This window comes from Paramuribaculum intestinale, from assembly GCF_030759015.1.
In the GTDB taxonomy this organism is placed as follows: Bacteria; Bacteroidota; Bacteroidia; order Bacteroidales; family Muribaculaceae; genus Paramuribaculum; species Paramuribaculum intestinale.
Window position 1 is genome coordinate 1,235,843 of the sequence record NZ_CP098825.1, and the last position, 24,059, is coordinate 1,259,901.

The window sequence follows — 24,059 nt, forward strand, 5'->3', positions numbered from 1 at the left end:
GCGATCCGCACCCTCTTGCACTCACGGGGATCCACACTCGTGAAAATACTGTCAATCGGGCTTGGACTCGCAATGAGCTGCTTCCTGTTCGCGAGAGTGGCTTACGACAATCTTATTGACACTTGCTTCAATGATTACGGACGCATATATCAGCTAAACATGCAGTTTAAGATCGGAGGCAACGAGTTGTCATGGCAGGAAATGTGTGTCGGAAAACTCACTGAAGGAGTCTACAGTGCCCTCGGAGAAGATATGGTTGAGGCGGCTGTGATGACACGACGCTTTTTCGGCAACAACATATCACGAGACAATGAAATTCTTCCAGGCATAGTAATGGTGGCCGACTCACTGTTTTTCAAAACATTCGGAGTCGAAATCATAGATGGCGACCATAATGGGCTCGCACAGCCGGGCAAAATGTACATAAGCGACCGTATGGCCAGAAAATACTTTGGCGACGAATCACCTGTCGGACGAATGCTGACGGGCTGGGATGATATTCCGATTCAGGTCAGCGGAGTGTATCGCGACTGGGGTGAAGAGAGCACCATCAACACTGACTTCATTGTGTCACTTTCGACCTTGCTGGAGAACCACTGGGGCGGCCTTGGATGGAAAGGCGGGGATTCATGGTTTGATTACATTCTGGTTAAGGATGGAACTGACCCTGAAGCCCTAAACCGTAAAATAATGGAGGTGATCGAAGCCAATGTGCCACCAACTGATGATTTCTCGCTAAAAGCGGCCGCCATACCTCTGCGCGATGTGTACCGGGGGCAGGAGTCTGTCAGAATGTCGACCTGGACTCTGTCGCTTCTCGCCACCCTTATTCTGATCGTGACCGCTCTCAACTACGTGCTGCTGTCGCTGTCGGCTCTGAGCCGCCGCGCCAAAGCCATAGGCGTGCACAAGTGTTCCGGCGCCGGCCGAGGCACGATATTCGCAATGTTTGCCATAGAAACATTGATCATAATCGCTGTCGGGCTTGTTTTTGCAGCCTTCTGCTTCTATGTGGCACGCCGGTTTGCACAAGAAAGCATCTACGACAATTTCGCCGCCTATATTTCGGCCGACCGTCTTTGGGTGGTTGCCGGAGTCGTAGTGCTCACATTCGGCATCGCTGCACTTATACCGTCGGTAGTATTCAGCAAGATACCTGTCAGTCAGGTTTTCCGACGTTTTGTAGAGAAAAAACACCGATGGAAACACTCTCTGCTTTTCGTGGAATTTGCCGGAATGTCGCTCATGGGCGGCCTGTTGGCCATGGTCATAGCCCAATATCACTATATAATGGATCTCGATCCGGGATATGAACCTGATAATGTGGTGTGCATCACCCGCTCCAACGACGGCAAAGAACATCGTGAGGCTTTGATGAAAGTTTATGCTTCGCTTCCATACGTAGATCAGGTGGCAATAGGCAGCATGCCTCCGGGATATGGATATAGCGGCGAGTTTGTACGCGATGACCACGGATCCCCACTGTTTTCTTCGCGCTATGACAATTGGAATAACAAAGATTTTGCCGAACTCATGGGCTTCAGACTCCTGCATGGCAGATATCCGGAGGCCACCGACGGCTCGGAAGCCGTGATCAATCAGGAGTTTGCCAGACTGATGGGGTGGAAGGATAATGATGCCGTAGGCCGACAGTTCAGGATATCCGACCAGAACGTAACTGTGTGCGGAATAATAAAAGATTTCATAACCGGCACTTTGTATCAGGAACAACAACCTTACATGGCCATGACCGAAGACAACGGATGGAGTCAGCGTTTTTTCCTGAAACTCAAGGAACCGTTCGGACAAAGCTATGCAAGCCTTATGGCCGATGAGAAAGAACTCATGGAGGGAGCATCGAATTTCAGCTGCGTCAGCCTCGGCACTCAATACCGGCAGACGTATCATAGCGTGGAAGTGTTCCGCACCATGATAATGACCGGAGCTATCATATTACTTTTTATCAGCATGATCGGGCTCTTCGGCTATATGCGCGACGAGATGCACCGTCGCAGCCGTGAGATCGCAATTCGTAAAGTCAACGGCGCCTCTACAGCCGAGGTCATAGAGATGATATGCCGTTCAGTAATGACAGTAGCCATACCGGCAGTGATATTCGGTTCGGTGGCCGCATGGCTCATCGGCCGCTATTGGCTCGAACAATTCAGCGTGCAGGCTCCGTCGATAACAGCGATGTATCTATTGTCGGGTATCATTATTCTTATTTTGATCGCTCTGGCATCAACCGGCATGACACTGCGTACAGCCAACGAAAACCCGTCAAAATCTCTGCGTTCGGAATAATCGGCTCAACATTTGTTTTGAACGAAACATAACTGAATACAACAGACACTCATGATACAGATCAAACAACTCAACAAAGTGTTCCGCACATCGGATGTGGAAACTCAGGCTCTCAACAATGTGAATCTCGACATAGCCAAAGGCGACTTCGTGGCTATAATGGGGCCTTCGGGATGCGGCAAATCAACCCTACTGAACATCATCGGACTGCTCGACAATCCGACATCGGGCAATTACCTGCTCGACGGCATAGAAATGGGCTCGCTCAAAGAGAGCCAGCGCACATCACAGCGCAAAGGGCGCATAGGATTCGTATTCCAGAGCTTCAACCTTATCGACGAGCTGACAGTGGCCGAAAACATCGAACTCCCGCTCACATATCTCGGAGTACCCAAAAAGGAGCGACGCATAAAGGTCGACAACCTGCTGCAACGGCTCAATCTGTCGCATCGCTCGCGTCACTATCCGCAACAGCTGTCGGGCGGACAACAACAGCGTGTGGCTATCGCAAGAGCCATTGTCGGCGATCCGGTGATACTTCTTGCCGACGAGCCGACCGGCAACCTCGACTCATCCAACGGACGGGAAGTGATGGAGCTGCTCACTTCGCTCAATCGCGAGGGCACCACGATAGTTATGGTGACCCACTCCCAGCGCGATGCATCATACGCCCGACGGACAATCAACCTGTTTGACGGATCGGTCGTGACCGACGAAACGGCGGAACGAGATACTGTCAACGACGACAGACACGAGATGTGACCGGGCACAATGACTGAATGCGCGGCGACCTGGCATCCACTACTGCCAGACCGCCGCACATTGTGTACACACCCCTCTGGAGATATTTCCATGACATAAAAAAGAGAGGCGCCTTCACAGGTACCTCCCCTTCCATTCATCACATTATGCTTTGTCTTGTGCTTGTTGTATTGTGTGTCAGTAACGCGAGCTGACGACGTCCCAGTCTATGATGCTCCACAGAGCATTGAGGGCGTCGCCACGCCGGTTTTGATAATCAAGGTAATATGCATGTTCCCACACATCAAATGCGAGCAACGGAGTCAGACCGTCGGTGAGAGGATTGTCGGCATTGGATGACTGTGTTATGAACAGTTTTCCATCATTGTCCTTAGACAGCCATACCCAGCCCGAACCGAAAAGCGAAACACCGGCTCCCACAAAATCCTCTTTGAATTTCTCAAATGATCCGAACTGACTGTCGATAGCTTTGCGAAGATCTCCTTCGGGCTCACCGCCGCCATCAGGCGAAAAGGTGAAGAAGTAGAATATATGATTCCACGCCTGGGAAGCATTATTGAAAAGCGAACCGCTGGCGCTGCGGATTATGTCCTCAAGTTGCATGTCGGCATATTCGGTTCCTTCTATCAGACGGTTAAGATTGTCAATATAGGCCTTTTCGTGTTTCCCATAATGAAAATCGACTGTTTCCTGCGAAATAGCCGGTGCCAGTTCGTCGGGAGCGTATGGTAGTTTTGGCTGAATGTATGTAGGCATTTTCATCGCTGTGAGTTTAACGGTTTGGTTTTGTCAATGCACAAATATAACACAGTTGCGGCTGATTATGTTCATAAATTTTCCGAAAGCCATGCAAAAATTCTGTCATATAACGGATATCTCACATCCGGCGAAGACAATATAAGGTCGTGCATGCCGCCTTCAACCTCAAGCGGAGTCACCTTATGACCCAGACGCATCCCTACCCGGCGGATGTCGGCCACGTCGAGCACTGCATCGGCCCGCTGTGCTTCGGGAGTCCACTTGTCGCCCTTGTAGCTGCGTGCCGAGTACATAAGCAGTATCGGCACTTTGATGGCATAGGGATGCCGTTTGAGACTGAGCTGTGCGCGTTCGATAGCCCTGATCCATCCGGCATCCACGTCGGAGGAATCATGTAGTTTCCATGCACGGTTGTAACTCCACTCCCCATGCCATCGGGCATCAAGGCTTTCGCCATAGACCGAACCACTCTGAGGGATCGTCAGAGAAGGGAAAATGCGACCAAGCCCGGCAATGGCCGGCACCAGTATTCTGGCAGGCAACGCGAGATTCCATTCCAGAAACGGACTGTTCAGTATCAGCGCATGCACAGCTGTCGGCGGATTGTGCTCCATGTAACACGATGCCACCAATCCTCCTGTGGAATGCCCCATGATGACTATACTGTCGATGCCGGCATCGGTCATGATACTTATGGCGGAATCTATGTCGGCGAAATATTCACTGATCTTTCTGACAAGAAAAGGCTTCTGACCCGGCATGAGCGACCGACCGTAACGACGGAGATCCACAGCATAAAACCTGTAGCCATGCGAATCGAATTGCTGAGCCATCTCCTTCTGAAAAAAATAGTCGTTGAAACCGTGGATATACAGAACACCCTTGCGCGACTTTTCGGCAGCACCACGGGCGTCGTATCTTACGACTGTGCACCGTACGCTGCCGGCATAATCATCAGGTTGCGCCACATAGCTTTTTTCGAATCCGCGGCCAAGCGAATCAGGAAGCCAGTCGGCAGCCGACAATGACGTTGAAACCGCGAACAGACCCAGCGCAATGGCACCCCTGATCAACAATGTGTGTAAAAGACGTAGTATTGCCATATTAAAACAACGACAGAAAACCACGATTGTTTCATCTTTTTTGTTTAATTTTGCACTATCGGCCTTACGCCAATAATCCACAACAGACAGATGGTAAAAAAAACAATCAAAGATTTCACAGTCAAATCGGCACAGCATCTGTCGGAGGCATATACCCTCCTCAAGCTGACTCCGACAGACGGCACGGAAGTGACTACAGCCATGCCCGGACAGTTTGTACAGGTAGCAGTCCCCGACACTCCGAACACATTTCTGCGCCGACCGATATCGGTCAACTTCATAGACCGTAGCGACAACACCCTCTGGCTTCTTGTCAGAAACGCCGGAGAGGGCACTTCACGGCTCTGCGAAATGAAGACCGGAGAGCATCTCAACATCATATTGCCTCTTGGCAACGGATTCTCAATGCCTGAAGAAAACAACAGCACACCTAAGAGGCTGCTACTCGTTGGCGGCGGTGTTGGCGTGGCTCCATTGCTTTATCTCGGCCATGCTCTTGCCGGCGGCGGCCACACTCCGGAGTTTCTGCTTGGAGCGCGCAGCTGCGCCGATCTGCTCGAGCTTGATGAATTCAAACGCATAGGCACCGTACATGTAGCCACCGACGACGGATCGGCCGGAGTTCATGGGCTCGTCACCCAGCATCCGGCAATAGACAGTCAGGACATCGACTGCATATATTGCTGCGGACCGGCTCCGATGATGAAAGCCGTGGCCGCCATAGCACGGCAAAACAACGTCGCTTGCGAAGTTTCACTCGAAAACATGATGGCCTGTGGACTCGGCGCCTGCTTATGCTGCGTGGAAAACACAGTGAAAGGCAATGTGTGCGTGTGCACTGAAGGACCCGTATTCAACATAACACAACTGACATGGCAGTAGACTTGACCACCCGAATAGGATCGCTGACGCTCAAGAATCCGGTGCTTACGGCTTCGGGCACATTCGGCTACGGCGAGGAGTTTTCCGACTTCATAGATCTCAACCGCCTCGGAGGCTTTATAATCAAAGGCACCACACTGCATGCCCGAGAGGGAAATCCATATCCGCGCATGGCCGAAACGCCATCGGGCATGCTCAACGCCGTAGGGCTACAGAACAAAGGCATCGACTATATGATCGACCACATCTATCCGCGCATAAAACACGTAGACAGTGAGATCATAGTCAATGTGTCGGGAGCTTCGCCTGAGGATTATGCTGAGGTATGCCGCAGAATAGCGGACAGAACTTCGATCAATGCCGTGGAGATCAACATATCGTGCCCCAACGTCAAACAGGGAGGCATGGCATTCGGCACCACTACCGAAGGCGCTGCCGCAGTCACACGTGCCGTGAGAGAGGCGTTTCCGGGAGTTGTCATTGTCAAACTATCGCCTAATGTCACCGACATAACCGAAATAGCCCGGGCAGTAGAAGCCGAGGGCGCTGACGCGGTTTCGCTCATCAACACACTCATGGGAATGGCAGTGGATGTCGAACGCCGTCGTCCATGCCTGTCGACTGTCACAGGAGGCCTCTCCGGACCCGCAGTAAGACCGGTGGCCGTAAGAATGGTTTGGCAGACCGCAAAGGCCGTAAAAATACCCGTAATAGGCCTCGGAGGCATCATGAACGGACGCGACGCACTTGAGTTTATCCTTGCCGGTGCCTCAGCTATTGAAATAGGCACAGCCAACTTTATAGACCCACAGGCAACTATCAAAGTAATTGACTACATCGACGATTATTGCCGATGCCACGGAGTTGACAATATCAACGACCTGATAGGAGTAATCTGAAACCGGTCCTTACCGCTCCAATAGCGTCAGGAATCGCCGGCGGAATCAATCCTTCCGCTGATCCTTTGGCACGAAAGCTTCGAAACTATTATCGTTATAATATATAATAATGTTTACAATCTTCTTCTCCCCTGACACACCGGGGACGAAGGAGATTGTTTTTTTATCCACATTTGCGGATACCGGCGATACTTTTTCGTCAACGTTCACACCACTGTTTTCAAACGCCACAGAGCTATCATCCACCGTAGAGCCGAAATCTGCTAAAACAGTATCAGCTGACGAAGATTTATTACCGAAATCTATTGTCTGTTGCGACATCTGATTTACAGACAATTCTGCTGCTTCAGCGTCCATTTCACTCCCTGGTTGAGCCTCTGAGGTTTCATTATTTCCACCAAGCAGCATATCTCCCTCGCCACACAGCAACCACAGAATGTTAAGCCGTGGGAAACGCACATGAAGTTTACGCAACACATCATCACTGATCTTCTGGTTGCGACCTTTTAACAACTGCGTCATGGAAGGACGCGGAATACCACAGCTGTCAGCCACCTGAGTTATAGGCATTCCCAGCTGGTTAATAAAGGAATTTAGTCTTGCAACGATGTCCATCTGAATTTGTGTTTGCATTATTCGATGATGCAAATATAATCACACATTTTGAATAATGCAAATTTCATTTTACGCACGCTGTTATTTTATTTCGCAAACGATGTTTACATCCACAATCCAACAGCACACAACCCGCGACGTAATATATTAAAGCATCACTACATATATTGACATGTATAAGTATGACATTCAGTAACATAACTTAATGAATCAAACCGAAATACGCACATCAATCAATAATTCTGGTGAATTTATTGAAGAGATTGTTTATATTTTTAACGTAATTCGCATGATTTTCAAGCAAAACAGCTACCTGCACAATATTTGTTAACAGCTATTCGCAGAGATCTTAACTGCATTTGTGAATTACAGAGATTGATTTAGAAATGCATCACTTTGGCTATTGCAACTCTAAATTCCCGTTGTTGTTACATTTGTAAATAGCGGTATTTGCAATCGAAAATCATTCACTTTTGAAATCTCAGCCTTCTCTTGTTCCCGTTTGCATTGTTTTGTTTCTATTTGCAAACACAATACTGTTTTAGATCCCCAATTTGCAGATTGAAATCTTTTTCGGGACTCAATATTATAACAACTACTACTCCCTCAACAGATAGCTCCTTCCGGTTAAAGATTGTGTATTTCGTTAAAATTAACCATATTACAACTATATTAGCACCACTCCCCCTTTCAATTTTACGACAATTTTCCAAATAACAGTCCACTGACAACCTCCTGAGATTTGAAAATTAGAATTCATTTCAGTACTCCGACGAGCATTTTCAAATCTCAGGCTATAGGATAGTCCAAAGATCCCGCTGATGATGCGATTGAAGATTCCGTTATGACGATTCGCTCCAGAAAAGCCATGCTTTTCATCATAGATGTTTGCCCATGTCAATGCAAAAGATTAAATTTGAACGTCCGTTTATCACGGACTTACAGGACAACCCTTTTCTAAACTTATCAAAGCATTTTATGCTATCAAGACATGAATGACATCACGGAACTTTTCGGCCACTATCTAAGTCAATATGGCAGCATTGACATAGCTGAGTCGGAATTCAAAAAAAACATCCATGAAGACAAAGATCTCCATGATGCTTACCGCGAATGGTGCCACATGGTAGGCAGTTCCGAGAAGAACGGTTTTAAGGATTATTGCGAGGAGGTCATCCGTTCGCAGGATGATGTTTGGCAGACACTGAATGACAACGACGATGACAACTTCTGAAACCATACTACATCGAATTCTACCGCCTGAAGGCGCATACGCTCCCGCTGTATTGCTCGCGTGGCCACATGCCGATACAGACTGGATGCCGATATTAGACCGGGTCGACCGTTGCTACCGAGATATAACTGAAGCACTCGCCTCCCTCGAAATACCGGTATTGATAGTCCACCCCGACGCTGATGAGATCAGACGATCACTTCCTTCGGATGTTGCGAAATCGGTCGTGCCCTTTAACTTCATGACCAATGACACATGGACACGCGACTATGGCCAGATAACCGTTAAAGAGAACCACAAATGGATAGTCTGCGACTTCAAGTTCAACGGCTGGGGGTTAAAGTTTGCAGCTGACCGCGACAATCTTGTCACTTCAGCGCTACATAATGCAGGAATCATAGGCGGCGGTTATGAGAACCAGCTTGGATTTGTTCTGGAAGGCGGCTCAATCGAGAGCGACGGGCAAGGGACGATACTCACCACATCGCGCTGCCTGCTATCGCCCAACCGCAACGGCGATCTTGACCGGGCGGCTGTAGAGCTGGCTTTAGTCAAAAAACTTGGAGCAAAAAGGGTGCTGTGGCTGGACCATGGCGGACTCGACGGCGATGACACCGACAGCCATATCGACACACTGGCTCGCCTCGCTTCCGCCGACACGATTGTCTACACCGGCGCCGGCGAAATCAAAGGATCGCAACGCGACGGCCTGCTGAAGATGCGGGCGCAGCTGGCCACATTCACGACCGACCGAGGCAAACCATACACGCTGGTGGAGTTGCCGCTGCCTCGACCGATGAAAGATGACAACGGCGATCCGCTTCCTGCAACATATTGCAATTATCTCGTCACCCCGTCAGCCATACTGATGCCGACATACAATCAGTCCGATCTCGACACCGAAGCTGCGCAAATCCTCGAACGAGTGTATGCACGTCAGGTCATCGGGATCGACTGCAGTGTGCTTGTAGAGCAGCACGGATCATTGCATTGCGCTACAATGCAGATACCCCGCCAGCTCATCAATAACACCGGTATATAAGAGTGGCAAAACGAAGGTTACCACACCCACTATCAATTATCAGCTTATGAAGTCAACACTTGAAATAGGAATAATACAGCAATCCAAGACAGCCGATATCGCCGACAACCGACGTCGTCTTGCCGAAGCAGTAGGACAGCTCGCCGCTAACGGCGCAAAACTGATCGTCAACCAGGAACTGCATGACACATTGTATTTCTGTCAGACAGAATCCGTGGAATGCTTCGATCTGGCCGTCGGCATCAATCAAGAAAACGAAGTCTGCCACTTCTATTCAGATCTGGCAAAACGACATGGGATAGTACTCGTCGTATCTTTGTTTGAACGCCGCGCCCCCGGCCTTTGCCACAACACTGCGATCGTATTCGACACCGACGGCTCCGAGGCCGGACGATACCGTAAAATGCATATCCCCGACGACCCCGCATATTATGAGAAATTTTATTTCACGCCAGGCGATCTCGGATTCAGACCGATTGACACTTCGATCGGACGTCTGGGCATCCTCGTATGCTGGGATCAATGGTTTCCCGAAGCGGCACGCCTTATGGCTCTTGCCGGCGCCGAGCTGCTGATATACCCTACAGCCATAGGATGGGAGTCGACCGACACTCCCGACGAACAGGAGCGCCAGCGTCAGGCATGGATGACTGTACAGCGTGGCCATGCCGTGGCCAACGGACTCCCGGTCGTGACCGTCAACCGGGTCGGCCATGAAGCCGATCCGTCGGCGGCGACCGGCGGCATACAGTTCTGGGGAAGCAGCTTCATAGCCGGTCCGCAGGGCGAACTGCTCTTCGAAGCGCCGACAGATCAGGAATGCACGCAAATCATCAGTGTCGACATGCATCGGAGCGAACAAGTGCGCCGCTGGTGGCCATTTCTGCGCGACAGGCGCATAGATGCCTACGACGGACTGCTGCGCCGCTATATCGCGACAGAATGAACTGATCAAGACATAAACAGACCGGAGCCGGTATAGCGATTCAATCGCAACCGGTTCCGGTCTGTTTTTTAGTTTATCGGTCAGTCAGTCACTCCGCAATACATCCTGGCAGACTGCGCAGATTGTATCGCGAAGCCATAACTTCGCCATAGGCTCCGGCCGAGCGAAGCGCGATCAGATCGCCGCGGTGCACTTCAGGCAACATCTCATCGTGACCGAAAACGTCGCTTGACTCGCATATCGGTCCGACCACATCATATTGTCTGAGTTCCCGGCCTGCGCCTGTCAGATTCTCTATTTTATGATGTGCCTGATACAATGCCGGACGTATGAGGTCAGTCATGCCGGCGTCGACGATGGCAAATCGCTTGCCAATTCCTTCCTTGACGTAGATCACACGTGTAATCAGCGACCCGCACTGAGCCACGACAGCCCTGCCCAGCTCAAAATGAAGCTGCTGTCCGTCACGGAGCTTCAGATGATTATGGAAAAGTGCGAAATACGGATCGAAATCAGCTATCGGATGCTTGTCGGGATCATCATAATCAACACCCAGTCCGCCCCCTACATTTATTGATTTTATCGAAGTCATACCCTGTTGCTCCAGATCATTCTGTATGGCATTGATGCGTTCACAAAGCATACGGTAAGGCTCCAGAGTCGTTATCTGGGATCCGATATGGAAATGCAGTCCGACAAATGACAGCGCCTTCGACTGCATGCACTTTTGTATCATCTGCGGCACCACACTGATATCAAGACCAAATTTATTTTCTTCCAGACCTGTTGTGATATAGTGATGGGTATGAGCATCGATGTTCGGATTGATCCGCAGTGCCACACGCGCCACCTTTCTTTCCTCAAGAGCAAGCTGCTCAATAATCTCGAGCTCCTGGGCCGATTCCACATTAAAGCATCCTATACCCTCACGCAGTCCAAGCAGTATCTCGCCATCGGTTTTTCCAACGCCGGCAAAAACTATGTCCTCAGCCTTGAAACCGGCGTTAATGGCTGCCGCGATCTCTCCACCGCTGACCGTATCGGCTCCAAATCCGGCCTCGCTAATCCGGCGCAGTATAGCCGGATTGGCATTGGCTTTCATCGCATAGTGCACATTGAAACCATATCGCGAAACAGATCCCTTGATCTTGTCGAGTGTCTGCTGCAGCAACTCCATGTCGTAATAATACAGCGGAGTAGCCGCTTTGCGAAATCGCTCGATCGGAAATTTCATACTCATTGTTATTATTCCGGTTTTGTTTCAAACAACTGTGCGCTCAACAAATTAAGCGCACGGACTTTGTCGGACGCCTTTACCAGAAGCGATATGTTGTAATTGCTGCCACCGTATGATATCATTCTGACAGGTATATCATGGAGCGCATTGATCACATCGGCTTCGAAACCACGGTTCTGCCATTCAAGATCGCCTACCACACAGATGATGACCATATCGCGATCCACCGTCACTGTGCCGAACTTCTTGAGATCCTCGATGATCTGATGCAGATTGCGCTCATTGTCTATCGTCACCGACACGCCCACCTCAGATGTGACGATCATATCGATCGACGTACGGTGTGTTTCGAATATCTCAAACACTTTACGCAGGAATCCATAGGCAAGAAGCATTCGGCTGCTCTTGATCTTGATGGCTGTGATATTGTCTTTTGCTGCCACAGCCTTGATCTTGCGTGTCGGCCGCGTGTTGTATATCAGCGTACCGTGAGCCTCGGGCTGCATGGTGTTGAGCAGACGCACGGGTATATTATTGAGCTTGGCCGGAAGCACACATGTCGGATGAAGAATCTTGGCTCCGAAATATGCCAGCTCCGCCGCCTCCTCGAAGTGCAGTTCGCCTACCGGCTGAGTGTTTTCCACAAATCTCGGATCATTGTTGTGCATTCCGTCTATATCTGTCCAGATCTCTATCTCCTCTGCCTTGACGGCCGCACCTATCAGCGACGCCGTATAGTCACTTCCGCCACGCTGCAGGTTGTCGGTCTCTCCATATGCGTTCTTGCATATATATCCCTGAGTGATATATAGGTCGGCGTCGGAGTTTTCCTGCAGAAGCTCGTTGATCTTATCAGTAATATACTGCATGTCGGGCTCGGCATTCTTGTCGGTCCGCATGAATTCGAGTGCCGGAAGCATGGCCGCATTGATGCCGCGTTCGTGCAGATAATTGATCATAAGAGCCGTCGACATCAGTTCTCCCTGGGCAAGAATCTCCTTCTCTTCAAAAAGAGTGAAAATAGGCTTGCTGAACGACCGGATAAAGCCGAGGCATTCCTCTATGGCCTGCCATGCTTTGGCACGGTATTCATCGGTAGCGTAGAGATCTTCGACCGTAGCACGATATTTGGCCTCAAGCATGTTGATGGTTTCTTTCGCACCGGTCAGATTCTTCTTGTAGAAATAGTCGGATATCTCTACGAGCGTATTGGTAGTTCCCGACATGGCCGAAAGCACTACTATGTTCTTGCCACGCTTAGTGATAAGCTCCACTACATCTTTTATTCGCTGAGCCGAACCTACAGAGGTGCCGCCAAACTTCAAGACTTTCATCCTATGTGTATTGTATGTATTAATAATGTTCGTTTTCTATAAATGCCAACATACTATGGCATTATCGGCACAAAGGTAATCAAAAAAGCCCTAAACGCCAAGTATCGGTGCAAGTGTTTGCCAATTTCTCATCACCTTCTGCCATCTCACCTTCTGCCATCTCACCCTCCTCAGGCCACTACCACGAAGGCGTGGCAACGGAGATATACATTCACGCAAATTCGGATATTCCCTTGCGCTCACATTTGAGCACACGTCCGGGCATCTCCTCGACCAAACCGAGATTGTGGGTAGCCATCACAACGGCCGTACCCTTGCGCGATATTTCGCGTAAGCGGTTGACGATCTGTTCACTCGTAGCCGGATCAAGATTTCCGGTAGGCTCGTCGGCAAGTATCAGACGCGGACGGTTGAGCAGCGCCCGTGCTATCACTATGCGCTGCTGCTCACCCCCCGAAAGCTCATGAGGCATCTTATATGACTTTGTCAGCATTCCCACTTCGGTCAGAACCTCCTCGATACGTGCGTCTATCTCATGCCGGTCGTTCCATCCGGTGGCATCAAGCACAAAGCGAAGATTGTCATAGACACTGCGATCGGTCAGTAGCTGAAAATCCTGAAACACTATGCCGATCTTGCGGCGGAGCATCGGGATATCACGCCGACGGAGTGTACGTAGGTCATATCCAAGCACCTCGGCATGACCGGCAGCTACAGGAATCTCGGCATACATGGATTTCAGCAACGAGCTTTTGCCACTGCCTACCTTTCCGATCAGATACACGAACTCCCCTTCTTCCAGCGTAAAGTCAACGTTTTTCAACACTATCAGCTCCTTACGATGGAGTTCTACACCTTTATAGTCTATGATTTTCTCCATTATCCTGACTATCGTGATTATCGTTTAATATCAGTATCCCATATCAGAGATAAACTTTATGCGCATGAGCCTGATTTCTTCCTCCGAATAGTCGCTGCCAAACTCTTGATAGGCCTCTTCAAGCATACCGCTCTCACTCTGCTTAAACCAGTCGAAAATCTCGTCCTGCTGATCCTCGTCGAGCATCTCGTCAATATAATAATTGATATTTATCTTAGTGCCGGAGTTGACTATCGACTCGATCTCATCGAGCAGTTCGTCAAACTCCATACCCTTCGAATCCGCTATCTCATTGAGATCTATCTTACGGTCTATCGCATGAATGATCGAAATCTTCACCTTGCTTTTGTTGGCAAGACTGCGTACTACAAGATCTTCCGGACGGTCTATATCATTTTCTTCGACATGCCGGCGGATCACCTCCACAAATTCCTTGCCGTAGCGACGAGCCTTTCCTGCACCGACGCCCGCTATCCCGGCAAGTTCCTCGATATTCACCGGATACGTGGTTGCCATAGCCTCAAGTGAAGGATCCTGGAATATAACGTAAGGGGGCAACGAATTCTGACGGGCTATCTTCTTGCGGAGATCCTTTAGAATGGAATACAGTTCGGGGTCGGCAGCACATCCGGCGCCACTCTTAAGCACCTCGACCTCTTCCTCCTCATTAAATTCACGGTCTTCCACAATTTTGAACGACTCCGGCTTGTTAAGAAATTTCTTTGCCTTGGGAGTAAGTTTGAGCAAGCCATAGTTTTCAATGTCACGCTCAAGATATCCGGCTATTACAGCCTGTCGGATCACTGCCGACAGAAATTTCTGATCAGATTTTTCGGTACATCCAAACAACTCCAGTTCGTCATGTCCGAGATTTCTGACATCAGCAGTACGTTTGCCCCGCATGACATCGACTATATGGTCAGCCTTGAATTTCTCTTTAAGCGCCGCCACCGTTTCTATGACAGCACACAATTCATCTTTTGCTTCCACTTTTTTCTTTGGGTTTAGACAATTGTCGCAGCTCCCGCAGTTTTCAGGCTTGTATTCTTCGCCGAAATAATGCAACAGCGACTTTCGACGGCACAGACTCGACTCGGCATATCCGGCGGTTTCCAGCAGCAGTTGCCGTCCGATGGTCTGCTCCGACAGAGGCTTGTTCTGCATGAATTTTTCCATCTTCTGCAGATCCTTAGCAGCATAGAATGTTATACACTTTCCTTCGCCTCCGTCACGGCCAGCTCGTCCTGTCTCCTGATAATATCCCTCTAGGCTTTTGGGCATATCGTAGTGTATGACAAACCTTACATCAGGCTTGTCGATACCCATGCCGAAAGCTATTGTAGCCACTATGACATCAACCTTCTCATGCAGAAATGCATCCTGGTTTTCCGAACGGGTCTGACCGTCCATGCCGGCGTGATAGGGCAACGCCTTGATATTGTTCACCTGCAGCATTTCAGCCAGTTCTTCCACTTTTTTACGGCTCAAGCAGTAGATGATACCGGATTTGCCCTCGTTATTCTTGATAAACTTGATTATATCACGGTCTACAGTCGGCGTCTTTGGTCGAATCTCGTAATATAGGTTTTCACGATTGAACGACGACTTGAACACACGTGCGTCAAGCATCGCCAGATTTTTCTGTATATCATGCTGCACCTTAAGAGTCGCCGTAGCCGTCAGTGCTATTACAGGACGCTTGCCGATCTCGTTGATAATAGGTCGTATACGACGATATTCCGGACGGAAGTCATGACCCCATTCAGAGATGCAGTGTGCCTCGTCAACAGCATAAAATGATATCTTTACGGTTTTAAGAAACTCGATATTTTCCTCTTTGGTCAACGATTCCGGCGCCACATACAACAGCTTAGTCTTTCCAGAAGCCACATCGGCTTTTACTTTGTCTATGGCCGCACGATTGAGCGACGAGTTCAGAAAATGAGCCACATCATCCTCTTCGCTGAAATTACGCATGGCATCGACCTGATTTTTCATCAGCGCGATGAGCGGGGATATCACGATGGCCGTTCCTTCCATGAGTAGTGACGGCAATTGAAAACACAATGATTTTCCACCGCCTGTAGGCATAAGCACAAAAGTGTCATTGCCGTCAAGCAGGCTCTGCATTATAGCTTCCTGATTGCCTTTGAATGTGTCGAAGCCGAAATGATGTTTGAGAGCTTCAGCGAGGAGGGTTGGATGAGTCATGGAAGGAATGTGAGGGATTGATATTATTTACTGTTCGCTTTGACAATTGGTTTAGTTCTACGTTGGTTTGTGAGGAGCGGTTTAAGGATAATCGGGAGGTTACTTGAATGTGGCTGTTTCGAAATTTGCCTGACGAAGTTTGTCAAGGGCATACTCTGCAGTCACCTCAAACTCCTTTAGATCGCTTGAAGGCACATCAAACATGGCATCGGTCATGATAGACTCCACGATCGAACGTAATCCGCGTGCGCCAAGCTTGTATTCTATGGCCTTGTCGACGATAAGATCAAGAGCTTCCGGCGCAAAGACCAGTTTCACGCCATCCATATCAAACAGTTTCTCATATTGCTTGATAATCGCGTTTTTAGGCTCGGTGAGCACGCGGCGCAAAGCTTCGCGGTCGAGCGGCTCAAGATGGGTCAATATCGGCAATCGGCCTATGATCTCAGGAATGAGTCCGAATGATTTCAGATCCTGGGGAGCCACATATTGCAGGAAGTTATCGCGCTTGATATTTCCGCGCGCGGTATTATTGGAATATCCTACCACATGCGTGTTAAGCCGTTGCGCAATCTTGCGTTCTATGCCATCGAAAGCACCTCCGCATATAAACAGTATGTTTTTCGTGTCGACAGGTATCATCTTCTGCTCCGGGTGCTTGCGTCCTCCCTGAGGCGGAACATTGACAACCGATCCTTCGAGAAGCTTCAGCAAACCCTGCTGTACGCCCTCTCCGCTCACATCGCGAGTAATCGAGGGATTGTCGCCCTTGCGTGCGATCTTATCGATTTCGTCAATAAACACGATGCCTTTCTGCGCTCTCTCCACGTCATAGTCAGCGGCCTGCAGCAGACGCGTGAGAAGGCTTTCAATATCCTCTCCCACATAGCCGGCCTCGGTAAGCACCGTGGCGTCGACTATAGTGAACGGAACATCAAGCATTCTCGCTATCGTTTTGGCCAAAAGAGTCTTGCCTGTACCGGTCGGTCCGACAAGTATTATATTGCTCTTTTCTATATCTACGTCGTCATTGTGTTGCGCCAGACGCTTGTAGTGATTGTAGACTGCTACCGACAGATATTTCTTAGCTGCGTCCTGACCTATTACATAGCTGTTAAGAAACTCGCATATTTCCTTAGGCTTAGGAACATTGTCCATCGACTCTCTATTGTCGGGCTTGGATTTCGACGGCTTTTGCCCGAGCACATCCTGACGGTACTGCGCAAGAGCCTCATTGATCTGCTCCACACATTCAGAGCATATATGTGTATCCGATACCGGACTTGGTACAAGCACCTCCGAAGCCTCAGCCGGCCGGCCGCAGAAAGCACATTTTATCTGGTTCTTCTTAGCCATTTTGTCTTCTGGTGTTTTTTGAAAATCCAGCGGCGTCATTCTAGACGCTCACTTCTGAAACTCGATCAATGCTTGGCCTTTACAAGCACCTCGTCAATCATGCCATAGTTCCGAGCCTCTTCGGCCGTCATCCAGTAATCACGGTCGGAGTCCTGCGCCACCCTGTCATAGCTCATCCCCGAGTGATCGGCAATGATAGTGTACAGTTCCTTCTTGAGTTTTTGTATCTCACGCGCCGTAATCTCGATGTCCGAGGCCTGTCCTTGAGCGCCACCCATAGGCTGGTGTATCATTACCCGCGAGTGACGCAGAGCAAAGCGCTTACCCTTAGCCCCGGCCACAAGCAGCACCGCAGCCATCGACGCCGCCATGCCGGTACAGATTGTGGCAACATCGCTCGACACATACTGCATAGTGTCGTATATTCCAAGACCGGCATACACAGAGCCGCCCGGAGAATTGATATATATGCTGATATCCTTGCCCGGATCAGCCGAGTCAAGATAAAGCAGCTGCGCTTGTATCACATTGGCCGTATAGTCGTTAACATCAGTGCCTAGAAATATAATGCGATCCATCATCAGACGTGAGAATACGTCCATCTGGGCCACATTAAGCTGACGCTCCTCTATAATGGTCGGAGAGATATAGCTCGACGTGATAGTCGCAGCATACTTGTCGAGCGCGAGCTGGTTCATGCCGAGATGCTTCACGGCATAATCTCTGAAATCATTTTTCATATTCTCTGTGTTCAATCTTTTCCTTCTTGTAAATTCTTTATCAAAGTTAGTAAGATTTTGGCTGAATTGCAAGTTTAAGATGTTTTTTTTGAAACAGCATCATTAGTTTAACGACTAAAAACACTGACGGGACTCCCCTTTTGCGATGGGGAATCCCGTCATTATTATGACATCCGACGGCCTTTCCGGCCGATCTCATCAGATTGTAGACGCTATCTCCTTGAACTTGTCAAGGCTTACGGTTTCACAGTCGAGAGTCACACCGTTCTCAATGCTCTGGAACAGCTTGAAATCACCGCACTGTTCCACAAGACGCGGACGGTAGTTCTTGTCGGCCAGAATGTTTTTGGCGTAATTGGTCAGAGTTTCGTCATCAATATTGGTCATGCCATACTGGGCGAACTGACGGGCTGCGATACCTTTGGCCATATCGATCAGATCCGATTCCTCTATTTTCACCTCAAGCTTCTGGGCTATATTCTCCTTCACCAGCTGCCACTTGAGATCCGGCTCCATGCGACCGTATTCCTCATCGATATTGCTGTCGTTGAGACCTTCGTTACGCATTATGAGCCACTTCTTCAGTATTGCGGCAGGCAGCTCCATCGATCCGTACTTCTCGAGGAAATATTTGCGTGCCGACATGCGGAACACCATTTCCGAATTCTGCTTCAGCTCTCCGGCGATCATCTCGCGGATAGCATTGCGGTAGCCGGCTTCATCGCTCACCTTGTCCTTGCCGAACACCTGATCAAAGAACTCCTGATTGAGTTCAGCGGGTCTTACCACAATAATTTCAGAGATGGTGAAACGGAAATCATTGTGAAGGTCGGCCACCTTAGCTTTGTCTACCTGCAGCATCGATGACATCTCGGTCGGATCACCATTACAGGTCATCCAGGGATTGAAAGTGATCTTGTCACCGACTTTCGCTCCCTTGAAGAGATCCTTCTGATCGTCCGACTTGAAATACATCGGAGCTACGATGCCGTTGGTCACCTGAATCGCGCCTTCGCCTTCGATAACATTACCGTTCTCGTCAAGCTGCTCTATAGCGCCCTTCACCAGAGCGTCATCCTCAAACTCCTCGCCAGGCACCTGTGCGCCGAAACGCTTGCGGAAAGCCTTATCCTGCTCGTCGACCATCTCATCGGTCACCTCGATAGTATAATAAGGTATATGCTCATCCTTGTCGATCTTCACGTCAAGTTCGGGAGCGAGAGCCATATCATATTCAAAGGTGAAATCTTTCTCTTTCTTGAAATCGAGTGCCTTCACCTCGACAGGCACAGGCTGGCCGAGAACATTGAGCTTATTGTCATCGATATATTTCATGACAGCCTCAAACACGTCGTGATTGATCACATCGCTTGTGACATCAGCCCCGAAACGGCGGTGCAGATCGGCGATGGCTACGTGTCCTTTGCGGAAACCCGGAATCTGATGGGTCCGGCCGATCTCCTTGAGCTTCTTGACAACGGTATCCTTGTAATCGTTCTCTTCGACATTCACCGTCAGGCGTGCGCTGACAGCGTCAGTCTTTTGCATGGTTACGTTCATAAATCTACGTTATGTATGTAAGTAAATTGATTTTTCAATAACTGAAATGCAAAATTACCAAAAAAGGGAATAATCCGCAATCCGTCGCCCAATTTTATTCAATTTTCACACTTTGCATATCCCAATCTTTATATTCCGGTTGATATTATCGTGGAATTTTACTAATTTCGCCAAAAATTCAAGAGATTCCACCATGGCAGAAAACCCTCTACTTGACAAGCTCGACGGCATTGAATCGCGCTTCGAGGAAACAGCCACTCTCATCACTGATCCGGATGTGATCGCTGACAGAGAGCGATATGTGCGTCTGTCTAAGGAATACCGTGAACTTCAGAAACTGACTGATGCCGCGCGACAATACCGCACGGCGCTGTCGGATCTTGACGATGCTAAAAATATACTCGCTTCGGAATCCGATCCTGAATTGCGCGGCTGGGCCAAAATCGAGATCGCATCAATAGAGGAGCAAATCCCCGCATTGGAAGAAACCATAAAACTGCTGCTCATACCGGCTGATCCGGCCGACTGCCGCAATGCCATGCTTGAGATACGTGCCGGAACAGGTGGAGATGAAGCCGCACTGTTTGCAGGCGATCTCCTCAAAATGTACGCCCACTATATTGAGTCGCGGCACTGGACCGCCGAACTACTGTCGGCCAGCGAAGGCCCATCGGGAGGTTTCAAGGAGGTCATAGTCCGAGTAAGCGGCGACAACGTCTACGGCACTCTGAAATACGAGAGCGGAGTGCATCGCGTCCAAAGAGTGCCGGCAACCGAAACACAAGGCCGCATACACACATCGGCTGCCACCGTTGCGGTGCTGCCTGAAGCAGAGCCATTCGACGTCGTTATAAATGAAGGTGAAATAAAATGGGACACATTCCGTAGCGGAGGAGCCGGCGGACAGAACGTCAACAAAGTGGAATCCGGAGTGCGCCTACGCTACCATTGGAGAAACCCAAACACAGGCGAAAGCGAGGAAATCCTGATCGAATGCACCGAAACGCGCGATCAACCCAAAAACAAAGAACGGGCACTCTCCCGTCTTCGCACCTACATATACGACCGCGAACGTCAGAAATATGACGACGACATAGCCTCACAACGCCGGTCGCTGGTGTCGACAGGCGACAGATCAGCCAAAATACGCACCTATAATTTCCCGCAGGGACGCATGACTGACCACCGCATCAATTATACCTCCTACAACCTTGCGGGATTTATCGACGGCGACATACAGCACTGTATCGACGCCCTTATTGTGGCTGAAAACGCCGAAAAACTAAAAGAATCCGAACTTTAACCAAAACAACGATTATATATGACGCGCAAACAATTGATCGACAACATAAAAAGCAAACAGTCATTTCTATGCGTAGGGCTGGATCCCGATATCAAAAAAATACCACAGCACCTGCTTGACTGCGAAAATCCACTGTTTGAATTTAACCGCCAGATCATTGACGCCACAGCCCCATACGCCGTGGCATATAAGCCGAATCTCGCATTTTACGAATCTCTCGGCACCGAGGGCTGGATCGCCTTCGAAAAGACAGTGAACTATCTGCGCGAACACTATCCCGACCAGTTCATAATCGCCGACGCCAAGCGAGGCGACATCGGCAACACATCGCGCATGTATGCACAAAGCTTCTTCGAACATCTGGGAGTCGATGCCGTGACCGTCGCCCCATATATGGGCGAGGACAGCGTCACACCGTTCTTAGGCTACGAAGGAAAATGGGTGGTACTACTCGCACTCACATCCAACAAAGGATCACACGACTTCCAGCTCACAGAGGACACCGACGGCACTCGCCTGTTCGAAAAAGTCATAACAACCTCAAGCCGATGGGCATCTCCCGAATCAATGATGTATGTGGTCGGCGCCACACAAGGACGCATGTTCGAGGACATACGACGTCTGGCTCCCGACAACTTCCTCCTCGTACCGGGAGTCGGAGCCCAGGGAGGTAGCCTTGAGGAAGTATGTCGCTACGGCATGACATCCGACTGCGGCCTGCTGGTCAACTCGTCGCGCGGAATAATATTCGCCTCCGATGGACCAGACTTCGCCCAAAGAGCTGCCGAAGAGGCTAAAAAACTGCAACAGCAGATGGCCGAAGAACTCAAAAAGTTTTCAGTTTAAGAAAACAATAAGTATATTTGCCACGTAATATTACCATAAACGAAACGACAAACTAAAACCATATTTCTATGACAATCGACAATTTCAACTTCGACGGCAAAAAAGCCATCGTACGTGTTGACTTCAACGTTCCCCTTGACGAGAACGGCCACATTACTGATGACACCCGTATCCGTGGAGCCCTCCCCACACTCAACAAGATACTCAACGACGGAGGAAGCCTCATCATCATGAGCCACATGGGCAAACCCAAAGGTAAGGTCAACCCCAAATTCTCTCTCTCGCAGATCAAGGACGATGTAGCCAAGGCTCTCGGCCGCGAAGTGAAGTTTGCCGACGACTGCGCTAAAGCCGCCGATGCCGCCAAGGCACTCAAGCCCGGCGAAGTGCTGCTCCTCGAAAACCTCCGCTTCTACCCCGAAGAAGAAGGCAAGCCCACCGGCATCGAAAAGACCGATCCCGGCTACGAAGCAGCAAAAAAAGAGATGAAAGAACGCCAGAAGGAGTTTGCCAAGACCCTTGCAAGCTATGCCGACGTATATGTCAACGACGCATTCGGAACAGCCCACCGCAAACACGCCTCTACAGCCGTAATCGCCGATTCGTTCGACAAAGACCACAAGATGCTCGGCTACCTTATGGAGAAAGAAGTGAAAGCCGTCGACAACATACTTAAGGACATTCGTCGCCCCTTCACCGCCATCATGGGTGGATCTAAAGTATCCACAAAAATCGGCATCATCGAAAACCTCATGGACAAGGTCGACAACCTCATACTCTGTGGCGGCATGACCTACACCTTCGCAAAAGCCATGGGCGGCCACGTCGGCGATTCGATCTGCGAGAACGACAAGCTCGATCTCGCTCTCGACATCATGAAGAAGGCCAAGGAAAAAGGCGTAAATCTCGTGCTCGGCACCGACTGCGTGGCAGCCAACGCATTCAGCAACGACGCCGACACACAGATCTGCTCCGTAAAAGAAATACCCGATGGATGGGAAGGTCTTGACGCCGGCCCCGAAACCCGCAAATCATTCGAAGCCGTCATCGAACCCTCCAAGACCATTCTTTGGAACGGCCCCGCAGGAGTGTTTGAATTCGACAACTTCACTGCCGGTTCACGCGCCATCGCCGACGCAATCGTGAAAGCCACCAAAAACGGTGCATTCTCACTCATCGGCGGCGGTGACTCCGTGGCATGCATCAACAAATTCGGACTCGCCGACGAGGTATCGTACGTATCGACCGGTGGCGGCGCACTGCTTGAGGCAATCGAAGGCAAAGTACTTCCCGGCGTAGCCGCAGTAGAGTAATCCCCTGCTCATGCACCGGCTCCCCACGAGGGAGTTCAGCATATACAAAAAGACACGACCCGACTACAATAGCCGAGTCGCGTCTTTTTTTATGTTTTATGCCGTGCTACCCCGATATTGACCCGTACCTACTCACGTTTCCCTTCTCCCACACCAACGTGAGTGTGCCGTTCGGCATACGGCAGTTTTGTGCAGACCTAATCACATTTGGACTAAGCATAGTGTATATCATCACTTCTTCTCTATTGTCAGTCCACCACAGATGGACGACAGGCCCGTCATAATAGACAAAGTGCTTTACTATACTTTCACAACGCTATGCGGAAAAATAAAGAAGAGTTAGAACTTTCAAAATACGATAATGAGTTATCGAACCTTGAGAATAAGATAAGTGATGTGCTGCTAATGTGTTGTCATTTAGTGACTATGTGGAAGCAAGCAGACCTGCTTACAGCTCATAAACTCCAAATATGTTATTCCCTGATGGTATTTATCGGGATAAAGAAAATGACGGTTATCGAACCATTACAGAAAATGCAGGGCTTGCAGTAATACGTAGGATAACTGAGAGTTACAAACGATAAAAAGAGGAAAATCCTTGCGGAAATTCCTCTTTGGTCAACTCGTGCGCATAGGGGGACTCGAACCCCCACGTCCGCAGACATTAGATCCTAAGTCTAACGCGGCTACCAATTACGCCATATGCGCCTTACGTGTACGGTGCAAAATTACT

The 24,059-nt window shown here is 49.6% G+C and carries 20 protein-coding genes and 1 tRNA gene; 10 read left to right on the forward strand and 11 right to left on the reverse strand.

The genetic code is table 11. The features are described 5' to 3' along the window. The first annotated feature begins 39 nt into the window (after positions 1 to 39). Together NF347_RS05520 and NF347_RS05525 are read left to right on the forward strand one after the other, a co-directional pair. Positions 40 to 2,304, forward strand: coding sequence for an FtsX-like permease family protein (locus tag NF347_RS05520; protein WP_161553792.1), 2,265 nt, complete (start codon positions 40 to 42; stop codon positions 2,302 to 2,304). Positions 2,305 to 2,355: 51 nt separating this feature from the next. Then, the gene (locus NF347_RS05525; RefSeq protein ID WP_107034750.1) at positions 2,356 to 3,066 is read left to right on the forward strand and encodes an ABC transporter ATP-binding protein; all 711 of its coding nucleotides are present in this window, start codon (positions 2,356 to 2,358) and stop codon (positions 3,064 to 3,066) included. Positions 3,067 to 3,243: 177 nt separating this feature from the next. On the opposite strand, the gene NF347_RS05530 is transcribed toward NF347_RS05525, so the two are convergent. Next, positions 3,244 to 3,822, reverse strand: coding sequence for a superoxide dismutase (locus NF347_RS05530; RefSeq protein ID WP_202613057.1), 579 nt, complete (start codon positions 3,820 to 3,822; stop codon positions 3,244 to 3,246). Positions 3,823 to 3,893: 71 nt separating this feature from the next. Then, positions 3,894 to 4,928: an alpha/beta hydrolase gene (locus NF347_RS05535; RefSeq protein ID WP_161553793.1), complete on the reverse strand. Its 1,035-nt coding sequence runs from the start codon at positions 4,926 to 4,928 to the stop codon at positions 3,894 to 3,896. 90 nt (positions 4,929 to 5,018) lie between these two features. On the opposite strand from NF347_RS05535, the gene NF347_RS05540 reads away from it, so the two are divergent. Further along, positions 5,019 to 5,810 carry a dihydroorotate dehydrogenase electron transfer subunit gene (locus tag NF347_RS05540; RefSeq protein ID WP_107034752.1) on the forward strand — a complete coding sequence of 264 codons (792 nt, stop codon included), beginning with the start codon at positions 5,019 to 5,021 and terminating at the stop codon, positions 5,808 to 5,810. Continuing rightward, positions 5,801 to 6,709 carry a dihydroorotate dehydrogenase gene (locus tag NF347_RS05545; RefSeq protein WP_107034753.1) on the forward strand — a complete coding sequence of 303 codons (909 nt, stop codon included), beginning with the start codon at positions 5,801 to 5,803 and terminating at the stop codon, positions 6,707 to 6,709. The genes NF347_RS05540 and NF347_RS05545 overlap by 10 nt, the downstream gene beginning before the upstream one ends. A 45-nt stretch (positions 6,710 to 6,754) precedes the next feature. Here the strand turns inward: NF347_RS05545 and NF347_RS05550 are convergent, their stop codons facing one another. Next, on the reverse strand, positions 6,755 to 7,324 hold the full coding sequence (locus tag NF347_RS05550; RefSeq protein ID WP_133165453.1) for a helix-turn-helix domain-containing protein: 570 nt from the start codon (positions 7,322 to 7,324) through the stop codon (positions 6,755 to 6,757). 991 nt (positions 7,325 to 8,315) lie between these two features. Here NF347_RS05550 and NF347_RS05555 point away from each other — a divergent pair. Genes NF347_RS05555 through NF347_RS05565 form a run of 3 tightly spaced genes read left to right on the forward strand, consistent with a single transcriptional unit; the run spans position 8,316 to position 10,546 of the window. Beyond that, on the forward strand, positions 8,316 to 8,558 hold the full coding sequence (locus NF347_RS05555) for a hypothetical protein (protein ID WP_107034755.1): 243 nt from the start codon (positions 8,316 to 8,318) through the stop codon (positions 8,556 to 8,558). Continuing rightward, complete coding sequence (locus NF347_RS05560; protein WP_107034756.1) at positions 8,545 to 9,600, forward strand: agmatine deiminase family protein; 1,056 nt, start codon at positions 8,545 to 8,547, stop codon at positions 9,598 to 9,600. Before NF347_RS05555 ends, NF347_RS05560 begins: the two co-directional genes overlap by 14 nt. A gap of 46 nt (positions 9,601 to 9,646) precedes the next feature. After that, positions 9,647 to 10,546 carry a carbon-nitrogen hydrolase gene (locus tag NF347_RS05565; RefSeq protein ID WP_107034757.1) on the forward strand — a complete coding sequence of 300 codons (900 nt, stop codon included), beginning with the start codon at positions 9,647 to 9,649 and terminating at the stop codon, positions 10,544 to 10,546. 88 nt (positions 10,547 to 10,634) lie between these two features. Here NF347_RS05565 and lysA read toward each other — a convergent pair whose 3' ends face one another. The 7 genes from lysA to NF347_RS05600 form a co-directional block, all read right to left on the reverse strand. Next, positions 10,635 to 11,786 (reverse strand): diaminopimelate decarboxylase, encoded by a 1,152-nt coding sequence (gene lysA, locus NF347_RS05570; RefSeq protein ID WP_107034758.1) that lies wholly within the window; start codon positions 11,784 to 11,786, stop codon positions 10,635 to 10,637. Between the two features lie 5 nt (positions 11,787 to 11,791). After that, positions 11,792 to 13,117, reverse strand: coding sequence for an aspartate kinase (locus NF347_RS05575; RefSeq protein WP_107034759.1), 1,326 nt, complete (start codon positions 13,115 to 13,117; stop codon positions 11,792 to 11,794). Between the two features lie 211 nt (positions 13,118 to 13,328). Next, the gene (locus tag NF347_RS05580) at positions 13,329 to 13,997 is read right to left on the reverse strand and encodes a cell division ATP-binding protein FtsE (protein WP_107034760.1); all 669 of its coding nucleotides are present in this window, start codon (positions 13,995 to 13,997) and stop codon (positions 13,329 to 13,331) included. A gap of 30 nt (positions 13,998 to 14,027) precedes the next feature. Further along, positions 14,028 to 16,208 (reverse strand): DNA helicase RecQ, encoded by a 2,181-nt coding sequence (gene recQ, locus NF347_RS05585; protein WP_107034761.1) that lies wholly within the window; start codon positions 16,206 to 16,208, stop codon positions 14,028 to 14,030. A gap of 99 nt (positions 16,209 to 16,307) precedes the next feature. Continuing rightward, entirely contained in the window at positions 16,308 to 17,564 is a 1,257-nt protein-coding gene (gene clpX / locus NF347_RS05590) for an ATP-dependent Clp protease ATP-binding subunit ClpX (protein ID WP_107034912.1), read from the reverse strand. 65 nt (positions 17,565 to 17,629) lie between these two features. Then, complete coding sequence (gene clpP, locus NF347_RS05595) at positions 17,630 to 18,304, reverse strand: ATP-dependent Clp endopeptidase proteolytic subunit ClpP (protein ID WP_107034762.1); 675 nt, start codon at positions 18,302 to 18,304, stop codon at positions 17,630 to 17,632. Between the two features lie 198 nt (positions 18,305 to 18,502). Next, entirely contained in the window at positions 18,503 to 19,852 is a 1,350-nt protein-coding gene (locus NF347_RS05600; protein WP_161553835.1) for a trigger factor, read from the reverse strand. A 205-nt stretch (positions 19,853 to 20,057) separates the two neighbouring features. On the opposite strand from NF347_RS05600, the gene prfA reads away from it, so the two are divergent. From prfA to NF347_RS05615, 3 genes are all read left to right on the forward strand, one after another. Next, positions 20,058 to 21,167 (forward strand): peptide chain release factor 1, encoded by a 1,110-nt coding sequence (prfA, locus tag NF347_RS05605; RefSeq protein ID WP_107681620.1) that lies wholly within the window; start codon positions 20,058 to 20,060, stop codon positions 21,165 to 21,167. An 18-nt stretch (positions 21,168 to 21,185) separates the two neighbouring features. Then, the gene (gene pyrF / locus NF347_RS05610) at positions 21,186 to 22,013 is read left to right on the forward strand and encodes an orotidine-5'-phosphate decarboxylase (protein ID WP_107681619.1); all 828 of its coding nucleotides are present in this window, start codon (positions 21,186 to 21,188) and stop codon (positions 22,011 to 22,013) included. A 68-nt stretch (positions 22,014 to 22,081) separates the two neighbouring features. After that, positions 22,082 to 23,326: a phosphoglycerate kinase gene (locus tag NF347_RS05615; RefSeq protein ID WP_107681618.1), complete on the forward strand. Its 1,245-nt coding sequence runs from the start codon at positions 22,082 to 22,084 to the stop codon at positions 23,324 to 23,326. A 626-nt stretch (positions 23,327 to 23,952) separates the two neighbouring features. Here NF347_RS05615 and NF347_RS05620 read toward each other — a convergent pair. After that, positions 23,953 to 24,034, reverse strand: a tRNA-Leu gene (locus NF347_RS05620). Positions 24,035 to 24,059: the final 25 nt, after the last annotated feature.

Excerpts from the sequence above, each read along its gene's own strand:
- NF347_RS05535 (WP_161553793.1), bottom strand. The coding sequence starts at position 4,928 with ATGGCAATACTACGTCTTTTACACACATTGTTGATCAGGGGTGCCATT.
- NF347_RS05580 (WP_107034760.1), bottom strand. The coding sequence starts at position 13,997 with ATGGAGAAAATCATAGACTATAAAGGTGTAGAACTCCATCGTAAGGAG.
- NF347_RS05615 (WP_107681618.1), top strand. The coding sequence starts at position 22,082 with ATGACAATCGACAATTTCAACTTCGACGGCAAAAAAGCCATCGTACGT.
- NF347_RS05600 (WP_161553835.1), bottom strand. The coding sequence starts at position 19,852 with ATGCAAAAGACTGACGCTGTCAGCGCACGCCTGACGGTGAATGTCGAA.
- NF347_RS05560 (WP_107034756.1), top strand. The coding sequence starts at position 8,545 with ATGACAACTTCTGAAACCATACTACATCGAATTCTACCGCCTGAAGGC.
- NF347_RS05555 (WP_107034755.1), top strand. The coding sequence starts at position 8,316 with ATGAATGACATCACGGAACTTTTCGGCCACTATCTAAGTCAATATGGC.
- NF347_RS05530 (WP_202613057.1), bottom strand. The coding sequence starts at position 3,822 with ATGCCTACATACATTCAGCCAAAACTACCATACGCTCCCGACGAACTG.
- lysA (WP_107034758.1), bottom strand. The coding sequence starts at position 11,786 with ATGAGTATGAAATTTCCGATCGAGCGATTTCGCAAAGCGGCTACTCCG.
- clpX (WP_107034912.1), bottom strand. The coding sequence starts at position 17,564 with ATGGCTAAGAAGAACCAGATAAAATGTGCTTTCTGCGGCCGGCCGGCT.
- prfA (WP_107681620.1), top strand. The coding sequence starts at position 20,058 with ATGGCAGAAAACCCTCTACTTGACAAGCTCGACGGCATTGAATCGCGC.
- pyrF (WP_107681619.1), top strand. The coding sequence starts at position 21,186 with ATGACGCGCAAACAATTGATCGACAACATAAAAAGCAAACAGTCATTT.
- NF347_RS05565 (WP_107034757.1), top strand. The coding sequence starts at position 9,647 with ATGAAGTCAACACTTGAAATAGGAATAATACAGCAATCCAAGACAGCC.
- NF347_RS05575 (WP_107034759.1), bottom strand. The coding sequence starts at position 13,117 with ATGAAAGTCTTGAAGTTTGGCGGCACCTCTGTAGGTTCGGCTCAGCGA.
- NF347_RS05525 (WP_107034750.1), top strand. The coding sequence starts at position 2,356 with ATGATACAGATCAAACAACTCAACAAAGTGTTCCGCACATCGGATGTG.
- NF347_RS05550 (WP_133165453.1), bottom strand. The coding sequence starts at position 7,324 with ATGGACATCGTTGCAAGACTAAATTCCTTTATTAACCAGCTGGGAATG.
- NF347_RS05545 (WP_107034753.1), top strand. The coding sequence starts at position 5,801 with ATGGCAGTAGACTTGACCACCCGAATAGGATCGCTGACGCTCAAGAAT.
- recQ (WP_107034761.1), bottom strand. The coding sequence starts at position 16,208 with ATGACTCATCCAACCCTCCTCGCTGAAGCTCTCAAACATCATTTCGGC.
- NF347_RS05540 (WP_107034752.1), top strand. The coding sequence starts at position 5,019 with ATGGTAAAAAAAACAATCAAAGATTTCACAGTCAAATCGGCACAGCAT.
- clpP (WP_107034762.1), bottom strand. The coding sequence starts at position 18,304 with ATGAAAAATGATTTCAGAGATTATGCCGTGAAGCATCTCGGCATGAAC.